Origin of the sequence: Calothrix sp. PCC 7507, from assembly GCF_000316575.1 — a bacterium.
In the GTDB taxonomy this organism is placed as follows: domain Bacteria; phylum Cyanobacteriota; class Cyanobacteriia; order Cyanobacteriales; family Nostocaceae; genus Fortiea.
In genome coordinates this window covers 842634-866520 of record NC_019682.1, presented here as the reverse complement: position 1 = coordinate 866520, position 23887 = coordinate 842634, and the positions used below count along the sequence as shown (strand labels likewise).

Genomic DNA, 23887 nt, shown 5'->3' with positions numbered 1-23887 from the left:
CAATATGCAGTTCTCAACGCCCAATACCCAATTTATAATGCCCAATACGCAATTCTCAACGCCCCGGTTCATATTCCCTATTACTTAAACAGTCATGTCAATAAATAAACCCCGTGACGTTCAAATACTCCCGATAGGGACAGATACAACAGTACTGCGATCGCGCAGTTGGTCAAGATTAAGATTTGAAATTGAATATGCCCTAGCTAAGGGAACGACTGCTAATTCTTATTTGATTCACGGGGACAAAATAGCCCTGATTGATCCTCCAGGGGAGACTTTTACAGAAATTTACCTGGAAGCTTTACAGCAGCGATTTGATATTAAAGCTATTGATTATGTAATTATCGGTCACGTCAATCCTAACCGTGCTGCAACATTAAAGCTTTTGCTAAAACTTGCACCACAAATCACTTTTGTTGCTTCCAATCCAGGGGCGAAAAATTTGCGGGGATTGTTAGACAATCCCGATTTACAACTTATTGTGATGCGGGGGGAAGAAACCCTTGATTTAGGAAAAGGGCATCATTTGCAATTTATTCCTACCCCCAATCCCCGCTATGCAGATGAACTTTGCACCTACGATCCACAAACAGAAATACTTTACACAGATAAGTTATTTGGGGCGCATATTTGCGGCGATCAGGTATTTGATGAAGGTTGGGAAACAATTAACGAAGACCGCCGTTATTATTTTGATTGCTTGATGGCACCCCACGCCCGCCAAGTAGAAACAGCTTTAGAAAAACTTGCCGATTTCCCCGCCAGATTGTACGCCACAGGACACGGGCCTTTGGTGCGCTATGGCTTAATCGAACTAACCAAAGCTTATCGGGACTGGAGTCAACAGCAAACGTCTGCTGACTTGACAGTTGCATTGATTTATGCATCAGCCTATGGCAATACAGCGACTTTAGCCCAGGCGATCGCCCGTGGCATCACCAAAGCCGGCGTAGCTGTAGAATCAATTAACTGTGAATTTACAGACCCAGAAGATATCCGTGCGGCTGTAGAAAAGGGAGCAGGCTTCATCATTGGTTCTCCCACCCTTGGCGGACATGCACCCACACCAGTGCAAACAGCTTTAGGCATTGTACTTTCCACCGCTACTAACAATAAATTAGCAGGTGTGTTTGGTTCCTTTGGCTGGAGTGGGGAAGCGGTTGATTTAATTGAAGGTAAACTTAAAGATGCAGGTTATCAGTTTGGGTTCGATACCATCCGCGTCAAATTTAAACCCAATGATGTCACCCTGCAACTTTGTGAAGAAGCTGGAACTGATTTTGCTCAAGCACTAAAGAAAGCCAGAAAAGTGCGAGCGCAAAGTGTCCCCGCTACCACCGTCGAACAAGCCGTAGGTAGGATTGTGAATTCCCTCTGCGTAGTCACCGCCAAGGAGGGCGAGATCTCCAGCGCTATGTTAGCATCCTGGGTTGTGCAGGCCAGTTTTAACCCCCCTGGTTTAACCATCGCCGTCGCCAAAGAACGAGCAGTAGAAACCCTAACACACACCGGAAATCAATTTGTCCTGAATATTCTCAAAGAAGGTAATCATTTAGGGTTGATGAAACACTTCCTTAAACCCTTTGGCCCCGCACAAGACCGATTTGCTGGTGTTGATTTTACAGAAGCCGAAAACGGCGCTCCCATTCTCAATGATGCTTTGGCATACCTGGAGTGTTCTGTACAAAATCGCCTAGAATCAGGCGATCATTGGCTGGTCTATGCAACCATTAAAAATGGCAAAGTGTTAAATCAAGATGGTGTCACAGCCGTGCATCATCGCAAATCAGCAAGTCATTATTAATTGGGGACTAGTACCGCAAGGCGGAAGTCAAAAGTCAAAAGTCAAAAGTCAAAAGTAATATGGAGTAAGCTTTTTAGCGATTGAGAATGGTCTGCTTATTTCCGCCGCACTGTACTAGGGACTGGGGACACTTCGACAAGCTCAGTGCAACGCTGGGGACTGGGAATTAGGAAATTCTTAACCAGTCTCTATTATTAGACCTCTTGCAAAAGTCAAAAAATCAGGAATGTCATTCTGAACGGAACGCAGTGGAGAGAAGAATCTCACCAGATGTTTCGCTCCGCTCAACATGACAATTTAAGCATTTATGCAAGAGGTCTATTGAAGTTCCGAGTTCTGAGGTGGAAGTTCCGAGTTCTGAGCTAAAAAATAGAAGTTTTGAGAGCGATGTCTACGACAGGCGTAGCTGCAGCACTTAGCCATAACCTATTGCCTGTGAACGCAATTCATCGCTTAGAAATTGTTTGCGAGAATAGTCTCAAGAAGCAGGAAAGGAAAAATGCTATGGATACAGTTGTGGTAAATCTAGAGCCAATTGTTCACCTCACCGATGAGCAATTTTATCAACTTTGCATGGCAAATCGGGATTTAAATTTAGAACAGAGTGCGACAGGAGAATTGATAATTGTGACACCAGTGGGGGGAGAAAGCGGAAATCGGGAAGCAGGGCTAATTACAGACTTAGAAATTTGGAATCGCCAAACCAAATTAGGAATAGTTTTTAGTTCCTCTACTATTTTTAGGCTTCCAAATGGTGCAAAACGTTCTCCCGACGCTGCTTGGATAAAATTAGCACGCTGGGAAGCACTAACTGCTGAAGAACGCGAAAAATTCCCGCCCATTACGCCAGACTTTGTCATTGAACTCAGGTCTAAAAGTGACCGACTCCAACCTCTGCAAGATAAGATGCAGGAATATCTAGAAAATGGCTTGCGTTTGGGTTGGCTGATTAATCCTCAAGATCAACAGGTAGAGATTTATCGACCAAGTCAGCCTGTAGAAGTAGTTAAAATACCAGCCATACTATCTGGGGAAGAGATTTTACCAGGCTTTGAGTTGCAACTGCGATCGCCCTAGATACCCATATATATAGCGGTTTTCAAATCAGTCAGATACAGTTTTAAATCGCAAAGCCCGTAGGGGTGGGGTTTCCCCGCCCTTAGTTGTGTGTCGGGTTTGCCTTGAGCGCAGTCGCACCTAATTACAGTATTTCCTGGCAATTACCCGCAACTATGCCTAAAAGTAGAGTAAAAGCTACTACTTGGCGTATATCTAAGGGTTCTACCTTTTTTTGTCAAAATTCCCTACTCTTAATCCTAGAGTTAGCTTAAGCATAGGCAAAAATTTTATGACAACTAATGCTTCTGAAGATATCAAAAAGAATATTAATGGATCGCTAGTGATTGGTGTTCTCTTAACTATCCTGGGGATTATTGCGATCGCCTTACCAACAATTTCCACAATTTTTGCAGAGACTTGGCTGGCGTTAATTCTCATCTCTTCTGGATTTGCCAAGCTAGTTTACGCTACCCAAACACGTGATAAGGGCGGATTCGTTTGGAAGTTGTTGTTAAGTGGACTTTATATTGCAACTGGCGTGATGCTATTTGTTTACCCCCAAACAGGTATTCTGACGCTAACTCTGTTGTTAGGTAGCTTTTTATTAACAGAAGGCGTATTCGAGCTGTTCCTAGCATTTAAGTTACGTCCACAACAAAACTGGACTTGGGTACTAGGAGATGGTGTGATTACTCTGGTGTTGGGCGCAATGATTTGGTTTCAGTGGCCATTCAATGCACCCTGGCTGATTGGAACACTAGTAGGTGTTAGCGTTCTCTTCACTGGTATTTCACGTGTGATGCTATCGCTAAATGCGCGTTCCTACTTGAGTTAATCAGTTAACAGTTAACAGTCAACTCGCTTTTCTAAATACTGACCAATCATCAACTGTTCTCCAGCACGAGAGATAATAGACTGGCGAGTGCGGTATTTGCTGCCAATGAGTTTTAATTCTTCCTCAAAGACTGAATTGTTATACTCTGTTCGCAAACAAAGGGTTTTGGGGTTGGGGAAATAATATTGGGCGGAGACTGGCTTGGATGTCGCAAAACCGCGATCGCGATATAAATTTGTTCCCAACGCCCCAAATAACGTTAAACCTTTCGATTCCTTTCTTCCCGTTGCTGTATCTGTAGTTTCCCAAATTACTTCAGCGCCACATGTCAAGCTAACTAGATTGAGGAAACTGTGCATCTGAGCCAGCTTTTGCAATTCATCGCATCCCCGTTCTAAAAACCGGATGGCGATCATACTCACCATTTCCTGAGTTTCTCCCGATGGCAGAGTATAGTAACGCCGTTCTGATCGCCATTTACCCACTGATTCTTGAAAGAATTCGGCAATTTGAGAAGACTCGGCGGTTTTTGCCAGTTCTAGCGGTGATGTCACGCGTAACTTTCCTCACCTAGAATGAATAAAAATTTGAACTTTCATATATTATATGTGATAAAATTTCAACTATTGTTTAATATTCTTAATGTATTAGTCACGACTAAGAATGATTGGTCGTTTTGCTACAATTAGGGAGCTATGCCAAAATAAGCTTTATAATTTGATACTTTCGAGTCTCAGAATATAGAGTGGCAAAGACTCCTCTTATTGGTTACGCTGGGATTTTGTATTGGCAAAAATTTTAGTGTAATAACAAAGCATTTATACAAACTTTATAATGGCACTGGGTGCTACAGAGATGTCTTCCTCTGCGTAAGCAGTATCTAAAATGGGAATAGACACGATATTGATTTTAGGAAAATAGTAGCTTTTAATACAAAAAACTACGAAAATACAACATGATGAATTTTCGTATTTGCCGTTAATTATAAATATGGGAATTACTTGGTAATACACGGCTGTTTGACCCCAAAAACCTCCCCTTTTAGGAGCAAAAAAAATGATTTTGGACGAGAAAGTGCCGCAAAAACAGGAGAAACACCAAACTTCTACAGCCTTAAGCCAGGTGATTAAAACTCAGTCACATTCATTTTTTCAGTTCTGTCCGCCGATCTCAGTAGTTAGCTGTTTGCTGGGTATTGGACTATTAACAGCCAGTTGTGGCTCGTTACCGAAAGAATCAGCTGACGCCCAATCTCAAAGCCCTGGGGTTGCGGCAGGTGCAACGCCTGTGGATGTGGCGATCGCCCGTACAGAATCATTGCAAGTACAACCAGAGTATATCGGTACTACCACACCCTTCCGCACCGTATCACTGCGATCGCAGGTAGAAGGGCGGTTGTTGGCCTTGAATCGAGATGTGGGAGATACCGTCACCACAGGACAACTAGTGGGACAAATAGACGACGCCCTATTGTTAACTGCATTAAAGCAAGCAGAAGCAGAACTAGCCGCGCTCACATCAGAAGTAGCTAGAGCCAAAACCTTAGTTAGCAATGCCCGTGCAGAATTAGAACAAAGGCGCTTAGAAGTAGTGCAAGCACAAGCAGACTCCCAACGACAGCAGACACTATTTAGACAAGGAGCGATCGCCGAACAAGCAGCCGAACAAGCACGCACCAAAGTGCAAACATCAACTCAAGTACTGCGAGCGGCGGCTGAACAAGTCCGCACAGAACAGCAAGCCGTAGCCGCCACCCAAGGTAGAGTCATTGCCCAACAAGCAGTAGTCGCCCAAGCCAAAGAACGTAGATCATACGCCCGGCTGATCTCTTCCATCACTGGTGTTGTCCTCGAAAAAGTCACAGAACCTGGTAATCTGCTCCAAGCCGGGAGCGAAGTCTTGAAAATTGCCGACTTTAGCCGTGTCAAAGTCGCAGTTCAAGTTTCTGAATTGGAATTAGCTAATATTCAAGTTGGGCAGTCTGTACAAGTAAGCCTAGATGCCTTCCCCAATCAAGGATTAATCGGCAGAATTACGCGGATTTCGCCATCTGCAGATGCCACAGCGCGTTTAGTGCCAATAGAAGTAGTAATTCCCAACAGCGAGGCGAAAATTGGCAGCGGATTGCTAGCGCGGGTCAATTTTGACAACCAGAGCCAACAGCGAATAGTAGTACCACAAACAGCCATTCAGCAAGAAGCTGGCAGTGATAAGTCAGAAACAGCCAAGGCATCTCGACCAATTGACCGGAGTAATAGCACACAAACAGAGTCAGAAGACCGGACTGCCACAGTATTTTTGGTCAAGGATACAGAAGGCCAATCCAAGGTGACAATCCGCGCCGTCACCCTAGGAAAGAAAGTTGATGGCAAAGTGGAAATTTTATCTGGCTTACAACCAGGCGATCGCTATGTTGTGCGTAGTGGTAAACCATTAAAAGATGGTCAACCCGTAAGTCTTTCAGTTCTATCAGAAGCAGAATCAACCCGTAAAAGCAATTAAAAATTCCCAATAATTTTTTACCCCAGTCAAAAGTGATACTTCGACTCTTTCGACTTCGCTCAAGGCAAGTCGCTCAGTACAAGTAAGTGATAACTGATAACTGTTAACTGCTAACTGTTAACTGATTTACTCGGAGCAAAGCAATAATGCAGCAGGCAAAAAATAGCGGCGGATTTAGTATTAGTGCGATCGCTATTCGCCAACACATTGGCACATTCATGGTAACGCTAGCAGTGATTGTTGTAGGGGTATTTTTTCTCACAACCATCCAAGTTGACCTCCTACCAGCAATTACCTATCCCCGAATTGGTGTCCGGCTAGCCGCGCCTGGTATCTCTCCAGAAGTCGCAATAGATGAAATCACTAGACCTCTAGAAGAAGCTTTATCAGCAACTGAAAACGTCATCCAAGTATTTTCTCGGACTCGCGAGGGACAAGTTAGTCTTGATTTATACTTTCAGCCAGGGGGGAATATTGATCAAGCCCTCAACGATGCCACTGCTGCTTTTAACCGCAGCAGAGGGCAACTGCCAGACACAATCGAGGAGCCGCGCCTATTTAAAGTCGATCCCTCCCAATTACCGATTTATGAATTGGCGCTGACATCCCCCTCACTGCAAGGTAAAGATTTGCGGGTATTTGCGGACGAAGAGTTAGGTCGTGAACTCAGTGTCATTCCAGGAGTCGCGTCAGTTGATGTCTCTGGCGGGGCTGAGGAAGAGGTGAGAGTGCTGGTTGACTTAAACCGGTTGCAAGCCTTGGGCGTAGGATTAAATGATGTCCTTGGCGAACTCACAGCTCGTAACCAAGACATTTCCGGTGGTCGGATTTTAGGAAAAAATTCTGAGCCACTCACTCGTACAGTAGGCAAATTCCGCGATGCGAAGGAAATAGAAAACATTTCCTTTGCCGTCTCTTCCTCTCCCTCATCCCCACCATCCCCCGCTCGCCGCATCTATCTGCGAGACTTTGCCCAGGTAATCGACGGTACGGAAGACGAGCGAGTGTTGGTCTATCTCAACCGCCAGCCTGCTGTCAAATTTTCTATCCAAAAGCAGCCTGATGCCAACACAATCACAGTTGTGGACGCTGTAAAAAAGCGGATTGAACAATTGCGGCAATCAGGTTTAATTCCAGCGGATGTCACTTTGAACCCCACCACAGATGAGTCTCGCTTCATCCGCAATTCTTTAAATGATGTCATCTTTTCGGCGGTTTCTGGGGCATTGTTAGCAGCCGCCGCCGTGCTGTTATTTTTGGGGTCACTCAGGCAAACATTCATTATCAGTTTAGCAATTCCCCTGTGTACCCTAGCAGCGATCGCTTTGATGAAGATATTTGGCTTGACTTTGAATGTATTCAGTTTAGCAGGGCTGACATTGGGGATTGGTCAAGCAATTGATACATCGGTTGTGATCTTAGAGAACATTTCCGAAAAAGCGGGAATGACTCCCAATCAAAGAGAGAAGGGGAGAGGGAGAGAAGACAAAGGGATCGATCCCAAATTATTTATAGAAAATGCGATCGCCTCTTCCCAAGAAGTAGAATCTGCTTTAGTCGCCGCCACCGCCGCCAACTTAGTCTCAGTAGTGCCATTTTTGTTAATTGGCGGCTTTATTGCCCTACTGTTTAATGAACTAATACTCACAATTAGCTTTGCAGTAGCCGCCTCCCTGGTTGTCGCCATCACAGTCGTACCGATGCTGACATCTCGACTACTAGCAATTCCGTGGTCTAGCGGCATCAGTGACTTTTGGTTATTGAAAAAATTTAATCGACGCTTTGCAGATGCTACACGAGGATACGGTAACTTTTTAACTAAAGTTTTACGGTATCCACTTCTGGTAGTTACCCTGGCCTTAGTAATATTAGGCGGTAGCAGCTTCTTTATGGTGGGTCAAATTCCCCAAGAAATCTTACCCCGGATCAACACCGGACAAGCCACCTTAAGAGCGCAATTTCCCGCTGGCACACCTTTAGCAACTTCACAAAAAGTGATGCAAATTGTCGATGACATTTTGCTCAAACAACCAGAAACCGAGTATGCTTTCACAACTGTGGGCGGTTCTCTATTTGGTAGCAACACCACCGAAAACCCCTTGCGTGCCAGCAGCACCATCAATCTTAAACCAGGCACGAATGTCGAAGAATTCGTGAGAAAAGTCACTCAGGAATTTAACAAACTCAACTTAGCAGGAATTCTCTTGCGTCTCACTCCTGGTCAAGTGCGGGGTTTAATCTTAAGTAATAGTCCAGCCCAAGGATCAGAAATTGACGTGATTCTGCAAGCTGACAGCGAAAAAGCATTACGCCAAGCAGGCGGTGAAGTCCTACAAGCTTTGACAGAAAAAGCAAAATTAGCTAGATTTCGACCAGATTCCGATCCTCAACAACCAGAAATCCAAATCCGTCCCGATTGGGAAAGAGTTTCCAGCTTAGGGCTGACAGCGCAAGGAATCGGTGCAACCATTCAGACAGCTATTGAAGGTTCCGTCCCCACACAAATTCAACGCGGTAATCGTTTAGTTGATGTTCGGGTACAGTTGAATCAACAAGCAATCCAGCGTCCTTCTCAACTAGCAGGATTACCCCTGTTTACAGGTGACAAGCAACTGATTCGCCTTGCTGATATTGCCCGTATTGAAGAAGGACAAGCACCAGGTGAAGTCCAGCGCATTAACCAACGTCAAGTTTTGATTATTGCCGGCAATCTCACTGAAGGGGCGAGTCTTGGTAATGCCTTAGCAGAAGTACAAGACGTACTGGAGAGCGTTAAATTACCTGATGGCGTTTCCCTTCTGCCTAGTTCTGCCCAAGAAACTAATCAACAACTCCAGAATGCTTTGAAAACATTGGGAGCTTTAGCAGTCTTCTTAATCTTTGTCGTCATGGCTGTGCAGTACAATTCCCTCATCGACCCCCTAGTGATTATGTTCACCGTACCACTAGCTTTAGCTGGGGGAATTTTTGGACTTTATATTACCAAAACGGCGATTGGTGCTACAGTAATCGTCGGCGTTGTACTGCTAGTGGGAATTGTGGTCAACGCCGGAATTTTAATGGTAGAACTTGCGAACCAAATTCGAGAAGAGGAAGGTTGTACCCGTCAAGTTGCTATCCTCAAAGCTGCGCCTCAACGCTTGCGCCCAATTTTAATGACTACAGTCACCACCATCTTGGGACTTTTTCCCTTAGCCTTGGGCATTGGTGAAGGTTCGGAGTTTTTACAACCCTTAGGAATTGTAGTTTTCTTTGGTATGGCGATCGCTACAATGTTAACTCTATTTGTCATCCCCTGTTTTTACATTCTGCTACACGATTTTCTCGGTTGGGGTTGGGCTAAACCCATTGTCATACAGCTAAGTGCAAGGAGACTGGGGACTAGGGAGTAGGGACTGGGGACTTCTGACAGGTGTAGGAGTAACACGCCACTTCACTCAAGTCGGGAAACCCGCCCACGTGAGTGGCTCCACAAGGGCTGAGGCTCGTACCAAAAATCATCCAAATTCCAAATAAACACGAAGTTCAATGCAGTGTTACCTACTGATAGAGAGAAAATTTTCTAAACTTAAAGATTTGCTCAAGTAAGATAATTACGAGCGCAAACAAGGGATAAATAAAGATAGCCCCATCTTTGGTGACTATTCTCGTAGTTTTCCTATGACCTATTGCCTCAGAATTGCCGACTTACCCACAAACGAGCGTCCACGTGAGCGGTTAATGACCCACGGCTCCAGCATCTTAGCCACCGCCGAGTTAATTGCCATTCTGCTAGGCACCGGTCAAGGGCCAGGAAAACTATCTGCAGTGGGTTTGGGACAATATATTTTGAGCGAATTAGGTAAACATCAACGTGACCCTTTAGCAGTGCTACGAGAAGTCACCCCAGCTGAATTGATGCAAATTCCTGGGATTGGCCCAGCAAAAGCTACAACTATCTTAGCCGCAATTGAATTAGGCAAACGCGCCTTTCAATCCCGTCCAGATGGCATACCTATTGATAGTCCAGCCGCCGCAGCTGCCACTCTCAGCCATGATTTAATGTGGCAAGTGCAAGAAAAATTTGCAGTTGTGCTGTTAGATGTCAAGAATCGCTTGCTGGGGACGCAGGTAATTACCATTGGTACAGCGACAGAAACTTTAGCTTCTCCTCGAGAAATTTTTAGGGAAGTGATTCGTCAAGGTGCGACGCGGGTTATAGTTGCACATAATCATCCCTCTGGTAACGTAGAACCTAGCCAAGAAGATATCGAACTAACACGTCAGTTGTTAGCTGGGGCTGGTTTTTTGAGCATCCCCCTCATAGATCATCTAATTTTGGGTAATGGCAATTACCAGAGCTTACGAGAGGTAACAACATTATGGGATGAGCATCCCCAAGGGGATTAAATCAGAGGACATTTATCACGGTTTTGTGGTGATATATGTTATAATTGGAGGCTGAATGCTTGGGCGATTAGCACAGTGGTAGCGCACATCCTTCACACGGATGGGGTCACTGGTTCAAATCCAGTATCGCCCACTTATATAATTTAGGGCTAGTAGTCTGTCCTCAAAGTTTTGAGATGTTCGTAGTGTTCAGATCCCCGACTTCTTTGAGAAGTCGGGGATCTAGAAGCCTCGCAAAATTAATGTGGTGGACTACTAGCCCTTTCAAGGTGTTGTGTGAGGGGTTTAACTTTCAGTAAGGAGTGTTTATAATCGCCTCTACTGGCGTGGCAAAGCTAAAATAGTGCATTAGACGTAGGTTGAAAAGAGCCTTGTTCTTCAAGCTTCTGGAGTACAGACTTGGGAATATTTCCATTGATCAGCGATCGCAATAGTTGCAGCCGAGTAGAACTGTAAATTTCCGTTTGCAGTTCTTGTAGAATTTGAATTTTGTCTGTTTGTGACAGCGAACTCTTCACCCGATCAATTGCATCCGACAAAAAACCCGCAAATATCCCCCCACTCAATATTGGCTCTTTGCCTACAAATAAAAGTCTTCAAAAACAATCTCTTGGGTGACGATCCTACTGCTAATTCAGATGTGCGAGTTGTAGAAGTCAAAATTCAGTTAAAGCAAAGTCAATTAGTTGCTTTCCTTAGTCAATTGCAAGTTGATGTCCAAATTGATTTGAGTTCTACCGGAGCCTTGTATGTTCCCTAAACGCAGATGGGGTGACAAATCTAAGTATTTGTAGGGTGAGCAATGCTCACCCTACGTGTAGTTCAAAAATCAAAGCGGACTACTGGTGAGGTGGTAATATAATTTGACAGAAAATGAAGTCTGTAATTTATGTATTATTACTCGACTAAAAGCTAAAATGCTGATTGCTAGGTACGTTGAGTCACTGTGCTTTCTCACTACTCAATTAGGATTGTTATATGATAATTCTCCTCACCTTTTCTCAGAATCATCTGGAATTATTTACCAGTTGGGATGTGAATGCGGTATTGGAAAGGATTGGTAGTTCTCACAATATCTGGTTGCGCTGTATTCACTTACGCGATCGCACTGCAATTGCTACAATTGTCAAGTATTTTGGACTAAATCCATCTCGTGTTGACATGATTTTCAACCATTCCTCTTTAGGAATTGATGAAGACATAGAAGATTGTTTATTTGACGGCTATGAAATTCTAACTCATCAAATAAAAAATCGAGAGTTTGAGGTGGCGCGTGGCAGTATTGTTGTGGGAACTAATTTTATCATCACTTTTGAAACCACTGAAGTAAAAATTTTAAGCATACTAACTAACAATCTGCAGAAGCGAACTATAGATATTCAAAAATGGGGAATCGACTATCTTTTATATCTGATTTTTAAAGATGTTTTGAATAATTATCATACTGTATTTGACTATCTCTCTAGACAACTTGATGATTTAGAAGATGAAGTTTTAGGGAATTCTAGTGATGAATCAACATACCAAAAAATTGCCACAATGAGGCAATCTACTCGTTTCGTCCGCCGGATTTTTCAAAGTATCAAGTCACTTCTGGCTATTATGGATTACGAAGATTTCTCCTGGCTTACCCCACCAGTCAAGGAATTATTCCATCAAGAACTGCTTCACAACGTTGATAGTCTCTGGCAAGAATATCAAACACTGAGAGCCTGGATGTCAGAATTAATGGAAATTCAACGCGACAATATTGCTAGCAAAACTGGTGAACGAATTAACCGCCTGACTATTCTATCGTCCATATTTTTGCCAATCACGTTTTTGTCTGGCTTCTATGGTATGAACTTTAAATATATGCCGGAATTAGAACAACCTTGGGCTTATCCTACTGTTGTTAGCGTTATGGCATTGATTGTGATTGGTAGTATTTTGTATGCTAAAAAACAGCGATGGTTGTAAGTTGGTCAACTAAAAGTTAAGCATCCTAGTATTCAAGTTGATGCTTAAATACCAGGATGCTTAACAATAAAACTGTTGCTTTGGCAACAATAATTTAGACAAACTATAATCTTCAATTCCCCTCGATTAGGAAGCTGAAATTTTCAAATTGCTGGGTTGTGCAGGATTGCCTTCTAGCACTACACCTCTTTGATTGGCGTGCAGATGACGGAGAATCTTGTAAATTGCTTCAATTTGGTCAGATGCACCTGCTTTATCAGCAACTTCAGCAAGAGTCAGAGGAGTTTTTTCTGTTTGCAGCACTTCTACAACTCGTTTTTGCAAGTCCAGAATTACAGAAGCAGCTTTTTTACCAGCTTCTACCCCTGGTTGATGGTAGGCGTTGACGTTGATCAAGCTAGCATATAAACCCACAGCACGCTCATACAAAGCTATTAACGCGCCGACAGTAAGGGCGTTGACTTGGGGAATGGTGACTGTAATTGAATCACGCTGATTTTCATAAAGCGCTTGTCGAGAGCCTAGAAGAAAACCAGAAAGATAATCTCCTGATGTCACACCTGGATCGATTTCTGGGGATGGGCCTTGACGATCTATCAAAACTTCGATCAAGGTAGCAAAGAAATTAGGTACACCCTCACGTAACTGCTGGACGTAAGCGTGTTGATCGGTTGAGCCTTTGTTACCATAAACGGCGATACCTTGATAAACAGTTTTGCCGTCTAAGTCTTTTTCCTTACCCAAGGATTCCATCACTAGCTGTTGCAAATAACGGCTAAACAGTAGCAAGCTGTCTTTATAGGGTAGGACAACCATATCTTTTTCGCCTCGCCCGTTACCAGAGAAGTACCAAGCCAAAGCAAGTAGCGCAGCTGGGTTATGCTTCACATCTGGGATGCGGGTAGCGTCATCCATTTCTTTTGCGCCTTCTAACATGGCACGAATATCAATGCCTTGTAATGCTGCTGGTAATAGCCCCACAGCAGATAGTTCTGAGGTGCGTCCTCCCACCCAGTCATACATGGGAAAAGTAGCTAGCCAGCCTTCAGCTTTGGCGACTTTATCGAGGTTGCTATCGGCGCTGGTAATGGCTACAGCATAGTGAGCAAAATCTAAATTTTGCCCAGCATAAGCTTTTTTAACCTCAATCATGCCGTTGCGGGGTTCTGGTGTTCCTCCGGATTTGGAAATCACCAACACCAGAGTACTGGCGAGGCTATTTCTGAGGTGAGCCAAAGTCCGATCAATGCCTGCGGGATCGGAATTGTCGATGAAGTGAATTTTCAGTGGGGGAAAGTCGGGAGCGAGTGCTTCAGCGACAAATTGGGGGCCGAGAGCTGAACCACCAATGCCAATAGAGATGATATCTGTGAAACGATTTGCCCTGGGAGGATGAATAGCCCCTGTTTGGATTTTTTCGGCAAAGGCTTCGATTTGTTCTAAGGTTTGAACGATTTCTTGTGTGAGTTCTGGAGTGGGGGCTAAATCGGGATTTCGCAGCCAGTAGTGACCGACCATGCGATTTTCGTCGGGATTAGCGATCGCTCCCTTTTCCAGTTCCGCCATATCCGCAAATGCTTTGTCGAACTTCGGCTGCAACGATTCCACGAAGGCATCATCAAACCGCATTCGACTTATATCTAGGTATAATCCTAATCCCTCGTGGAAATATAACCAGTTCTGGTATCGTTGCCAAAGTGCCCTAGCATCCATAGGGGATTCTCAAGTAAAGTGTTTTTCACAAACCAGTTTAATGTAAGGTCATAGCGATCCCTGCTTTGCCTTATACAGTTTTAAGTGTTGGGTTAACTCTTGTCCTAAACATCTGGCATAGGTATGACGCGCAAAAACTTAATAATTTCACCCCTAATTTCTATGCCAATTAGATAATTGTCTAGGGTGAAGCGGTGAAAAATACCATCATTGTCAAGTCGCCGCAGTTCTGGGAGACTCCGCATCTGCCACTTGTCAGTGAACTCGGTAAAAATAAAATCATACACCCGCTCGTAGGCAGATGGTTCTAAATTTTTCAGGTCTATTAAAAAAGACCTTGCATAGCGCACTTCCAGACTCACTAGGCGTCACCTTTACTGGGGATTGGGTACTGGGGATTGGGTACTGGGGATTGGGTACTGGGGATTGGGTACTGGGGATTACGAAAACTTTTTCCTAGTCCCTAGCCCCTAGCCCCTAGTCCCTAGTCCCTAGTCCCTAGCCCCTAGCCCCCAGTACCCAGTCCCCAGTCCCTTTTAGAAGAACATTAACAGTCGTACTGCTTCTTCATGGGTTAAGATGTCCCACGGTTGCTGCGATCGCTTGACTTGCTCTATGGCTTTGAGCATATAAAAATCACAATACAAAGTGTAAACAATATCCCAAGTGCTTTGCAGATCCTCATCAGCTAATTGCTCGATTAAGTGATGAATTCTCATTCGCAGCAAATTCATAAGTCAATTATTATCCACAACCCCAAAATAGTATGCCCACAAAATCACCTCGAACTACACTTACGATATATGGGGACTGGGGACTGGGGACTGGGGACTGGGGACTGGGGACTGGGGGAGATGAGGGAGATGAGGGAGATGAGGGAGATGAGGGAGAAATAATTAATAACCTTGACTCTTGACTCTTGACTCTTGACTCTTGACCCTTGACCCTTGACAAATGACCAATGACAAATAACAAATATGTTTGAATATCTAATTTTCTTAGCAATTTCTACAGCAACTTTTGCGCTGTTTAGTTTGGGACTGAACTTGCAATGGGGTTTTACGGGGTTAATTAATTTTGGTCATATTGCTTTTATGACCTTGGGAGCGTATACAACAGTGTTGTTAAGCTTACAAGGTTGCCCGCTATTGCTAGCGGCAGTTGTGGGGGCAATTGTAGCGGCTTTGTTGGGCTTGGTGATTGGTTTTGCCACTCTGCGGCTGCGGGAAGATTATTTGGGAATTGTCACCATCGGGACAGGAGAACTAATTCGGTTGGTGGTGAATAATCAGGATTTACCTGTGGGTAAGGCTTGGATATCTGGGGCGTTTGGTGTCCAAAGTTATCCCATTCCCTTTTCCACGACGCCCAATTTGTTTTTTCGACTGGTGATGATTGGGATATTATCACTGCTGTTTCTTGTAAGTATGTTTTCGTTGTGGCGATGGATTCAAACTGCCCAAAAATCTCGAATTGCTGATGCAGCAAACAGGATGGGTAGTAAGCAGGAATTTGCCTCGCGCTTGGGAGTGGGGATTTTTTTGGGGTTGTTGGCGATCGCTATTTATATTGCTGGGGTATTCACGCTGTACAATTACATCCCGAAAGCGGGTTTGATGCTGTTATCGCTGCTGGTGTTAGCTTTGGTGTTTTGGCGCTTAGAAATTTTAGTGCGATCGCCTTGGGGCCGAGTCCTCAAAGCCATCCGCGAAGATGAGGAAATTCCTAGAGCATTAGGGAAAAATGTTTTTTGGTATAAATTACAATCACTGATGTTAGGGGGTGCGATCGCCGGAATTGCTGGTGCTTTCTTCGCCTGGCAAATCAGCGCTATTTACCCGGATAATTTCCAACCACAGCTAACTTTTGATGGTTGGATTATGGTGATTTTAGGTGGTTCTGGCAATAACCTCGGCTCAATCTTAGGCGCGGTGATTTTCTTTGCCTACGATGCTGTCACTCGTGAAGTTTTGCCGAAAATTGTCCCCCTAGATGAAGCACGTTTGGGTGCATTTCGCATCATGGTAATCGGTCTAATTTTGATGGTACTAATGATTTGGCGTCCTCAAGGTATCTTAGGGAAAAAGGAGGAACTTACCCTTGGTAAATAACCAGTCATCCCCACCTCCCCTATTAGCAGCCACTGGACTTAGTAAAAGCTTTGGTGGTGTCAAAGCAGTCTCTGAAGCAAGATTAGAAGTTGCCAAAGGTAGCATCACTGGTTTAATTGGCCCCAATGGTGCTGGCAAAACTACCTTATTTAACTTGCTTTCTAATTTCATCCGTCCAGATAAAGGACGAGTTGTTTTTGATGGTGAACCTATCCATCAGTTGCAACCATATCAAATTGCCCAGCAGGGATTAATACGTACCTTTCAGGTAGCCCGGACGCTCTCGCGGTTGTCAGTGTTAGAAAATATGCTGTTGGCGGCGCAAAAACAAACAGGTGAAAACTTTTGGCAAGTGCAGCTAAAACCTCATGTTGTCGCCCAGGAAGAAAGACAACTCAAAGAGCAAGCGATGTTTTTGTTGGCTTCAGTAGGACTAGAAAAAAAAGCACATGAGTATGCTGGTGGTCTGTCTGGCGGACAACGCAAGTTACTGGAAATGGGACGGGCGCTGATGACTAATCCCAAATTAATTTTGTTAGATGAACCCGCTGCTGGGGTGAATCCCAGACTTATTGATGATATTTGCGATCGCATTCTCACTTGGAACCGTCAAGATGGACTGACCTTTTTGATTATTGAACATAATATGGATGTCATTATGTCTTTGTGCGATCGTGTTTGGGTACTTGCCGAAGGGCAAAATCTCGCTGACGGTACCCCAGCAGAAATTCAAAGCAATACAAAAGTTCTAGAAGCATACTTGGGAAAATAAATTTTTTGGGGATTGGGGATGAGGGAGAAATAATTAATAACTCCTAACTCCTGACTCCTAACTCCTAACTCCTGACTCCTAACTCCTGACTCCTGATTCCTAACTCCTAACTCCTGACTCCTAACTCCTGACTCCTGACTCCCCCAATTCCCCCACTCTCACATCTGCCCTACACGCCAATAAACCCTATCTTCTCGCTGCATTAACTGGTGGCTAATCAATTCCCGCCGCAATGTAGCGTAGTCAGGATGGTAGCGCTTGAGAGTTTCGTTTACTGTTTGTTCTGAATACTGAACCTGACAAACAAAGCCGAAAACGCTGGTTTGTTGGTTGTCCCGGTTAAAGCGTCTGGTACAAGTCAAGATTGTTCTAATTGTGGTGTGAAAGTTCCTAAAAAACTGCACGAACGATGGCATGACTGCCCTAATTGTGGGTGTAGTCTTGACCGTGATCACAATGCAGCAATAAATATAAAAAATAGGGCGGTAGGGCATTCCGTTCTTAAAGCCAAGAGTCTCCTAAGCAGTAGCCGGATTGTCTTGGAAGCCTACACTTACTGCAAAGCAGAAGTGTAGGAGATGTCACTAATCCACAATTTCTATTTGGTAGCTATAACCTTGCTCCGTTAAAAATAAATGGCGATGACGGGCAAAATCTTCTTCGCAGGTACGTAGTGAAACTATGGTATAAAAATTGGCTGGACGTCCATCAAACTTAGGTCGCAAAATCCTACCTAGGCGCTGTGCTTCTTCTTGGCGGGAACCATATTTACCAGACACTTGAATGAGAATATCAGCATCTGGGAGGTCGATCGCAAAATTACCCACCCGTGATAATACTAATCCGGCTAGTTTGCCATTGCAAAAATCTTGATAAAGTTTCTCTCTCTCCCTTTCTGGAGTTTTGCCGGTAATTAGGGGTAATCCAGTCACTTGCGCTAGGGTTTCTAATTGGGAGATAAACTCGCCAATAATCAAGATCCGGTGTCCTGACTCTTTTGCTAATAAATCTTTAACAACCTTGACTTTTTGGGGATTTTCTGATGCGACCCGGAATTGATTACGTCTTGATGCTAAGGCATAGGCCATTTGGCGCTCTGTGTCTTGAGATACCCTAATTTCAGTACAGTTGGCAGTGGCAATAAAACCCTCACCTTCGAGTTCTCGCCAAGGCACATCGTAGCGTTTTGGCCCGATCAAGGCGAAGACATCCCCTTCTCTACCATCTTCTCGAATCAGGGTAGCGGTGAGTCCTAAACGTCTGCGGGCTTGGAGTTCAGCGGTAATACGGAAAACTGGTGCAGGGAGGAGGTGAACTTCATCATAGATAATCAAGCCCCAAGCACGGGCGCGGAATAAGTCGAAGTGGGGGAAATCTTTGTCACGGTGAGAACGATAGGTGAGGATTTGATATGTGGAGAGGGTGACGGGCCCGGTGTTTTTGACTTCTCCACTGTATTCAGCGATCGCATCCTCTGGTAAATCTGTTTTATCTAACAATTCTCTGCGCCACTGTCGCACAGAAGTTAAGCTAGTGCTGAGAATCAATGTACTTTCTTGCACGGATGCGATCGCTGCCATCCCCACAATAGTCTTACCAGCGCCACAAGGCAGCACAATCACCCCACTACCACCCTGTACCTTGCCTGACTGATAAAATGCTTCTGCTGCTGACTTTTGATAATCTCGCAGGGTAAATTTTTTGCCTGTGCTTGTTAGTTCAGATAACTTGATTGACAAAGCATCACCTGTCACATAACCTGCAATATCTTCCGCCGGATAGCCAGCCGCTAGCAAAGCCTGTTTTAGTAGTCCACGTAAACTAGTCGCTACTTGAAAGGCCACATCAGAAACTCGTTCACCTAATAATGGTGCTATCTGTTTGTCACGAGAGAGTAATTCGGCGAGGGGGTGATCGCTCATCCGTAGGATTAGACTATTTTCATCACGCTCAATTACCGTCAGTCCATATCTTTGTCCTAAGGTGACGATTTCCTGTGCCACCGCTTCAGGGATCGGATATTTGGCATAATTACGCAGCGCATCTACCATAGCCGCAACTTCCATCCCTGCTGCCCGTGCATTCCAGATACTCAGGGGTGAAATGCTATATGTGTGGATATGTTCGGGACTTTTGATCAGTTCAGTAAAGGGGGCGATCGCTTCTCTAGCTCTTTGGGCTGTGGGTGCATGGATTTCTAGAAGAATAGTGCGATCGCTTTGGACTATCAGTGCATTTTCTGGGATGTAAGACATGAGCTTTGTTAATTTCTACCCAAGGAAATGCTGTAACCCAACTTTTTCACAGCATTACGGAACTTAGTTTCTGATTCTGTGGGGACAACTAAATGCTTTTCTCCTGCTAAAAAACATAGTTTTTTGGTTCTAGAATCATTAGCAATTAACACAGCCAAAGCTGGATCAGCACACTCAATTAATCTAGCTTGTCCGCGATCGCATAAACTATTAGCTCTGTTCTCTACATCTGCCAAAAATTGATTTACCGTTTCTGGTAATTTATGGCCACTCCGTGCTTGCAAAAACTCTCGCAGTTGCCCCATATTGTGATTTTCGGCGATCGCACTCAATAATTTGGTTTGATCCAAACGCCATACAGCATCAGAAATTTTCTGAGCATAAATCTCTAGCACCAGTGTATCAGCGGCGGTTAAGGGTTCACCAGTGGCGGCGATTTCCAAATTTGGCAGCACCCGAAACACAGAACGCACTTCCAAAGGCGGAGGGTTGTAATTCTGTCTAATGCCGAGGCAATATGCACCCAACGGTGTAAGTTGCAAACTCGCTAAACCATCGTAACGACTAAAGAATGGTAAATCATCTGTTCCCCATAAATCTGTGTAATCACGACGAACCCCACTAGGATGGACGTAGGCGATATTGATGATTCCCAAGGTAGCAGTGTATTCAAATAGCAGACACAGTGTATACCTGCCCTGGAGAATTCCCCAATCATTACCATTGCCTAAGCTGCCATAATGAGCGTCACCAATATACAAATTCCACGGGTTGCGGGTAACTTGGAAGTCGTAGCCCTTAGCAAGCATGATCCGAAAGAATTCATCACAAGTGAGCCAGCGTTTCAGAGGACAAGCTGCTAAAGCTTGGGAAATTGCTTCTCGGCGTTTGTCTGTAGCTGTTAATCCTTGCTTCCCCTTACCTGTTTGCCCTTTAATGTTGTCAATGCGCCGTAGTTCATCAATGAGTTTAGTTTTGAGCCATTTTTTCCAAATATTGCGGATAGTTTCAGCTGATGGGGTTGTCAGTGCTTTTTGTCCGGCTTTTGTCAGCGCTAGCCGTTTGCCAAAAAGTTCTGCTAAACCAGCAGCTTGAATCAACATTGGCCAAGCAAAAGCTTTGATAAAACCGACTTTTTCATCAGCGTCGGCAATTTCTGCATCATTGTAATAATCACTACCAATGAGGACGGAGGCGATCGCAGTCATTGTCGTGGTGCTAGGATACCCCGTCTTGTCGCTAACTGCCACCTTGCCAGCATTCACCAACCGCAGCACCGCCTGTAAATCCTGTTGTGCAGCAGTTTCCATCTCGCACCGGATTAACGGAATCTCCTTTTCATGGTTTTCCTGCTGGCGAGTTTCCCAGTTCCATTCTTGCCAACGCAGTTGGAAAACTTCTGGACAATTTTCTAAGCTGTTTAAAGTTACTGCTTCTGGTGCTGGGACAAAAGCCTGTAGACGCTTTTGTAAATCACCAGGCATGATTACACCATAGATAAACAAACACAGCAGTGAAGGTTGGCGATTGTAGCCATATTTGTCAACTGTGCCCCAATTGGGTGCTGCCTGATATTTAGCAAAAAACTGGTTGGCGTTAAAAGAACCAGATGTTTCATAAAGAGTCTCAGCCACCGCAGCCTGCTGTAGTCGATCCAGTTTTGTCCACAAATGGCGGAGATTGTCACCTAAAAGATGGCGCTGAATAAACTCCACCAGTTCAGCTTTCCGAGTGGGTTTATTACTGGTATTTAATAATGCGGCAAGATTTTTGAGATCACTAACTGTTAACTGTTGTAGAGCCTCTTCAACAGTGGCAAAACTTAGCTGATCCTGATAGTAAGGCATAGGTAGGAATCGGCAGAGCCTACAATGTTTACCCCATAAGAAAGATGGGTGTAAAAAAATCATACTGTAGGGCAAGCAGCCTAACCTAATCTTGGGTTGAGTTTTAGAAATTAATTTGTCATTTGTGAAGAGTCTAGGGTTATTTCTCTCCAATGCCCAATCCGTTTAATTTGGCGATCGCATCTGTAAGAAAAATTTATAAATTATCTCTTTTTGGGTGGTGAAGAATTACGCTGTGGCGGGTTATCATCACGCAGTTGTTGCCGTCCGTTGGTGATAATTCGCAAAATATCTTTGAGATCATGCTCAATACCTTCTAAGACGCTATCAGCGTATTCATCGGCACCATCTTCGATTTCTTGAGCTTGGGCGATCGCAGTTTGGCGCACTTCTTCCAACTCTTGCATACAAGAGAGCCGTTTGCGGTCAATTTCGGCTAGAGTTTCTTGCATCATCGCTTCACACTCTTGTTGCACTTGTCGCCTGAGTTGTTCAGCTTCTCGCTCTGCCTGTCTCAGGATATCGCTTTCAGCTAAGATTTGCGCTCTTTTGGCTTGGGCTGCTTCCACAACTTGCTGTCCATACTCTTCTGCTTCCAGAAGAATTTCCTCCTTTTGTTCCAGAATCAAAGTTGCTTCTTGAAAAACTGATGGTAAGGAAAGTCTGACAAAATCTAGCTGATCGAGTAGCTTTTCTTCATCTACTAAAGTGCGTCCCGTCAACGGAATTCTCAGACTAGAGAGAATAATCTCCTCTAAGCGGTTAAGTTCCTGCTGAATATCTAAGCTTCCCGTCCCTGGTGCGTCTCCACCGGAGGTTCCATTGGGATACTCTGGAGGGGGGGGATTGTTTCCACTGAAATTTGGTTCGACGCTAGAGAGTTGTGGTTGTAGCATTGGTATATTTCTAGGGCGATGTGTGGGGGCACAAGATGATCGACAGAACCACCAAACCTTGCAATCTCTTTTACCACACTACTACTTAAAAAACTATACTCATTTGAGGTCGCTAGAAAAACTGTCTCTATTTGAGTTGAAAGAGTTTTATTAGTGTGTGCCATTTGTAGTTCTATTTCAAAGTCTGAGACTGCCCTTAAACCTCTCAGCAAAACCTGTGCTTGTCGCATTTGAGCATAATTGACAGTCAGTCCGTCAAAACTGTCTACTTCCACATTCGGTAGATGTTGAGTAGAAAGACGAATCTGTTCTAGCCGTCGCTGGACGCTAAACAGTGGCATCTTGTTCGGGTTCCGTAGGACTGCAACAATCACTTGCTCAAACAGCCTACTACCGCGCTGTATGATGTCAAGGTGTCCCAAAGTGATCGGGTCAAAGCTACCAGGATAAATAGCAATCACGGTTTTAGATAGATCCAAGTGATGTAAGTAATTATATCTAAATTGGGGATTGGGGATTGGGGATTGGAGATTGGGGATTGGGGATTGGGGATTGGGGATTGGGGATTGGGGATTGGGGATTGGGGATTGGGGATTGGGTAGATAATTTAGTTCTCCCTCATCTCCCTCATCTCCATGATTACAGCCAAGCAAAACCTGCTCTAATTGTTTATATACTGAAAGACTTCGGCTTCCAGTCATGGGCGTGGAAGCTGCTAATGCTTATTAATAATGTAGTTACTTAGGTATTTTTATATGGCACTGGATCTTTCCACTTTGCCCTTGGCATTTCAATTTACTTCTCCAGGTCCGATTTTACAGAAAATCGGACCAATAACTATCCGCTGGTATGGCTTATTAATTGCCACAGCCGTGTTGATTGGTGTCAGTCTTTCCCAATACTTGGCAAAGCGTCGTAATGTCAATCCAGAGTTGCTCAGTGATTTGTCAATTTGGCTGGTAATTGGGGCAATTCCCGCAGCGCGGCTATACTACGTTTTGTTTCAATGGCCAGAATATGCCCAACACCCAGATCGAATCATCGCTATTTGGCAAGGAGGGATTGCAATTCATGGAGCAATTCTCGGTGGACTAGTAGCGGCTTTAATCTTTGCCAAACTGAAGCAAGTTTCTTTTTGGCAATTGGCAGATTTGGTAGCTCCTTCGCTGATTTTAGGGCAGGCGATCGGCCGCTGGGGTAATTTCTTCAACTCTGAAGCTTTTGGTGGCCCTACTAATTTACCCTGGAAGCTATTTATTCCACCCGAACGTCGTCCTCCAGAGTTGGCTAATTTTGAGTACTTTCATCCCACCTTCCTCTATGAATCTCTGTGGAATTTATTAGTATTTGCCCTGTTGATTACCTTGTTTTTTCGGGGTTTACAGGGAAAGCCACGCCTAAAATTAGGTACGCTATTTCTGGTTTATTTAGCAACCTACAGCTTAGGACGCGTTTGGATCGAAGGTTTTCGCACTGATAGCTTGATGTTAGGGCCTTTGCGGATAGCCCAATTTGTGAGTTTAACCGGAATTCTGTTGGGATTAGCTGGGTTAGCTTGGCTTTATTTAGCTAAACGCCCTTTGCCGGATGTGGTTCCCAGACAGAAGGGAGAGGGAGGAATAGGAGGATAAGGAGAATAATCAATTCCCAATTCCCAAAAATAAAAAATGCCCCAGAGTTTTCTCTAGGGCTTAACCAGGGTGCATCTACCATTCATCTCTACTAGAGAAAGAGGGGCTATC

21 protein-coding genes, 1 tRNA gene and 1 pseudogene are annotated in these 23887 nt (G+C 44.4%); 13 read left to right on the top strand and 10 right to left on the bottom strand.

The features are described 5' to 3' along the window. Positions 1-94: 94 nt before the first annotated feature. The 3 genes from CAL7507_RS03890 to CAL7507_RS03880 all read left to right on the top strand — a co-directional run bounded on the left by CAL7507_RS03890 (position 95) and on the right by CAL7507_RS03880 (position 3701). Positions 95-1807, top strand: coding sequence for a diflavin flavoprotein (locus CAL7507_RS03890; RefSeq protein ID WP_015127118.1), 1713 nt, complete (start codon positions 95-97; stop codon positions 1805-1807). 504 nt (positions 1808-2311) lie between these two features. Next, positions 2312-2884 carry a Uma2 family endonuclease gene (locus tag CAL7507_RS03885; RefSeq protein ID WP_042341784.1) on the top strand — a complete coding sequence of 191 codons (573 nt, stop codon included), beginning with the start codon at positions 2312-2314 and terminating at the stop codon, positions 2882-2884. A gap of 271 nt (positions 2885-3155) precedes the next feature. After that, positions 3156-3701, top strand: coding sequence for an HdeD family acid-resistance protein (locus CAL7507_RS03880; RefSeq protein ID WP_015127116.1), 546 nt, complete (start codon positions 3156-3158; stop codon positions 3699-3701). A gap of 11 nt (positions 3702-3712) precedes the next feature. On the opposite strand, the gene CAL7507_RS03875 is transcribed toward CAL7507_RS03880, so the two are convergent. Next, positions 3713-4255, bottom strand: a complete 543-nt coding sequence (locus CAL7507_RS03875) for a phycobiliprotein lyase (RefSeq protein WP_015127115.1) — start codon at positions 4253-4255, stop codon at positions 3713-3715. Positions 4256-4757: 502 nt separating this feature from the next. Here CAL7507_RS03875 and CAL7507_RS03870 point away from each other — a divergent pair. The 4 genes from CAL7507_RS03870 (at position 4758) to CAL7507_RS03855 (ending at position 10725) form a co-directional block, all read left to right on the top strand. Further along, a complete protein-coding gene (locus CAL7507_RS03870) occupies positions 4758-6203 on the top strand; it encodes an efflux RND transporter periplasmic adaptor subunit (protein ID WP_015127114.1) in 1446 nt (481 codons plus the stop codon). A gap of 146 nt (positions 6204-6349) precedes the next feature. After that, positions 6350-9595: an efflux RND transporter permease subunit gene (locus CAL7507_RS03865; protein WP_015127113.1), complete on the top strand. Its 3246-nt coding sequence runs from the start codon at positions 6350-6352 to the stop codon at positions 9593-9595. Between the two features lie 268 nt (positions 9596-9863). Beyond that, the gene (gene radC / locus CAL7507_RS03860; protein WP_015127112.1) at positions 9864-10592 is read left to right on the top strand and encodes a DNA repair protein RadC; all 729 of its coding nucleotides are present in this window, start codon (positions 9864-9866) and stop codon (positions 10590-10592) included. A gap of 61 nt (positions 10593-10653) precedes the next feature. Further along, a tRNA-Val gene (locus CAL7507_RS03855) sits at positions 10654-10725 on the top strand. A 202-nt stretch (positions 10726-10927) separates the two neighbouring features. Here the strand turns inward: CAL7507_RS03855 and CAL7507_RS03850 are convergent. Next, positions 10928-11131, bottom strand: coding sequence for a hypothetical protein (locus tag CAL7507_RS03850; protein WP_144051186.1), 204 nt, complete (start codon positions 11129-11131; stop codon positions 10928-10930). Between the two features lie 71 nt (positions 11132-11202). Between CAL7507_RS03850 and CAL7507_RS32195 the strand changes: the two genes are divergently transcribed. Together CAL7507_RS32195 and CAL7507_RS03840 are read left to right on the top strand one after the other, a co-directional pair. Next, on the top strand, positions 11203-11352 hold the full coding sequence (locus tag CAL7507_RS32195; protein ID WP_160166308.1) for a hypothetical protein: 150 nt from the start codon (positions 11203-11205) through the stop codon (positions 11350-11352). Between the two features lie 218 nt (positions 11353-11570). Further along, on the top strand, positions 11571-12551 hold the full coding sequence (locus tag CAL7507_RS03840; protein WP_015127111.1) for a magnesium transporter CorA family protein: 981 nt from the start codon (positions 11571-11573) through the stop codon (positions 12549-12551). 126 nt (positions 12552-12677) lie between these two features. On the opposite strand, the gene CAL7507_RS03835 is transcribed toward CAL7507_RS03840, so the two are convergent. From CAL7507_RS03835 to CAL7507_RS03825, 3 genes are all read right to left on the bottom strand, one after another. Continuing rightward, positions 12678-14264 (bottom strand): glucose-6-phosphate isomerase, encoded by a 1587-nt coding sequence (locus CAL7507_RS03835; RefSeq protein WP_015127110.1) that lies wholly within the window; start codon positions 14262-14264, stop codon positions 12678-12680. 104 nt (positions 14265-14368) lie between these two features. Then, complete coding sequence (locus tag CAL7507_RS03830) at positions 14369-14626, bottom strand: hypothetical protein (protein ID WP_015127109.1); 258 nt, start codon at positions 14624-14626, stop codon at positions 14369-14371. A gap of 174 nt (positions 14627-14800) precedes the next feature. Then, entirely contained in the window at positions 14801-14998 is a 198-nt protein-coding gene (locus CAL7507_RS03825) for a hypothetical protein (protein ID WP_015127108.1), read from the bottom strand. A gap of 243 nt (positions 14999-15241) precedes the next feature. On the opposite strand from CAL7507_RS03825, the gene CAL7507_RS03820 reads away from it, so the two are divergent. After that, a complete protein-coding gene (locus tag CAL7507_RS03820; protein WP_015127106.1) occupies positions 15242-16375 on the top strand; it encodes a branched-chain amino acid ABC transporter permease in 1134 nt (377 codons plus the stop codon). Further along, complete coding sequence (locus CAL7507_RS03815; protein ID WP_015127105.1) at positions 16365-17147, top strand: ABC transporter ATP-binding protein; 783 nt, start codon at positions 16365-16367, stop codon at positions 17145-17147. Before CAL7507_RS03820 ends, CAL7507_RS03815 begins: the two co-directional genes overlap by 11 nt. Before the next feature lie 158 nt (positions 17148-17305). Here the strand turns inward: CAL7507_RS03815 and CAL7507_RS33615 are convergent, their stop codons facing one another. Then, entirely contained in the window at positions 17306-17563 is a 258-nt protein-coding gene (locus tag CAL7507_RS33615) for a DUF2087 domain-containing protein (protein WP_201447876.1), read from the bottom strand. Between CAL7507_RS33615 and CAL7507_RS32620 the strand changes: the two are divergent. After that, a pseudogene (locus tag CAL7507_RS32620) lies at positions 17444-17722 on the top strand (zinc ribbon domain-containing protein); the annotation flags it as partial. The gene CAL7507_RS33615 and the pseudogene CAL7507_RS32620 sit on opposite strands and share 120 nt — an antisense overlap. A 9-nt stretch (positions 17723-17731) precedes the next feature. On the opposite strand, the gene CAL7507_RS03805 reads toward CAL7507_RS32620, so the two are convergent. The 4 genes from CAL7507_RS03805 to coaD form a co-directional block, all read right to left on the bottom strand. Then, complete coding sequence (locus CAL7507_RS03805) at positions 17732-19402, bottom strand: DNA repair helicase XPB (protein WP_015127104.1); 1671 nt, start codon at positions 19400-19402, stop codon at positions 17732-17734. An 8-nt stretch (positions 19403-19410) separates the two neighbouring features. Beyond that, a complete protein-coding gene (locus CAL7507_RS03800) occupies positions 19411-21249 on the bottom strand; it encodes a hypothetical protein (protein ID WP_015127103.1) in 1839 nt (612 codons plus the stop codon). Positions 21250-21452: 203 nt separating this feature from the next. Then, on the bottom strand, positions 21453-22145 hold the full coding sequence (locus CAL7507_RS03795) for a hypothetical protein (protein ID WP_015127102.1): 693 nt from the start codon (positions 22143-22145) through the stop codon (positions 21453-21455). After that, on the bottom strand, positions 22031-22606 hold the full coding sequence (gene coaD / locus CAL7507_RS03790; protein ID WP_015127101.1) for a pantetheine-phosphate adenylyltransferase: 576 nt from the start codon (positions 22604-22606) through the stop codon (positions 22031-22033). Before coaD ends, CAL7507_RS03795 begins: the two co-directional genes overlap by 115 nt. Positions 22607-22900: 294 nt before the next feature. Here coaD and lgt point away from each other — a divergent pair, with 294 nt between their 5' ends. Then, on the top strand, positions 22901-23776 hold the full coding sequence (lgt, locus tag CAL7507_RS03785; protein ID WP_015127100.1) for a prolipoprotein diacylglyceryl transferase: 876 nt from the start codon (positions 22901-22903) through the stop codon (positions 23774-23776). Positions 23777-23887: the final 111 nt, after the last annotated feature.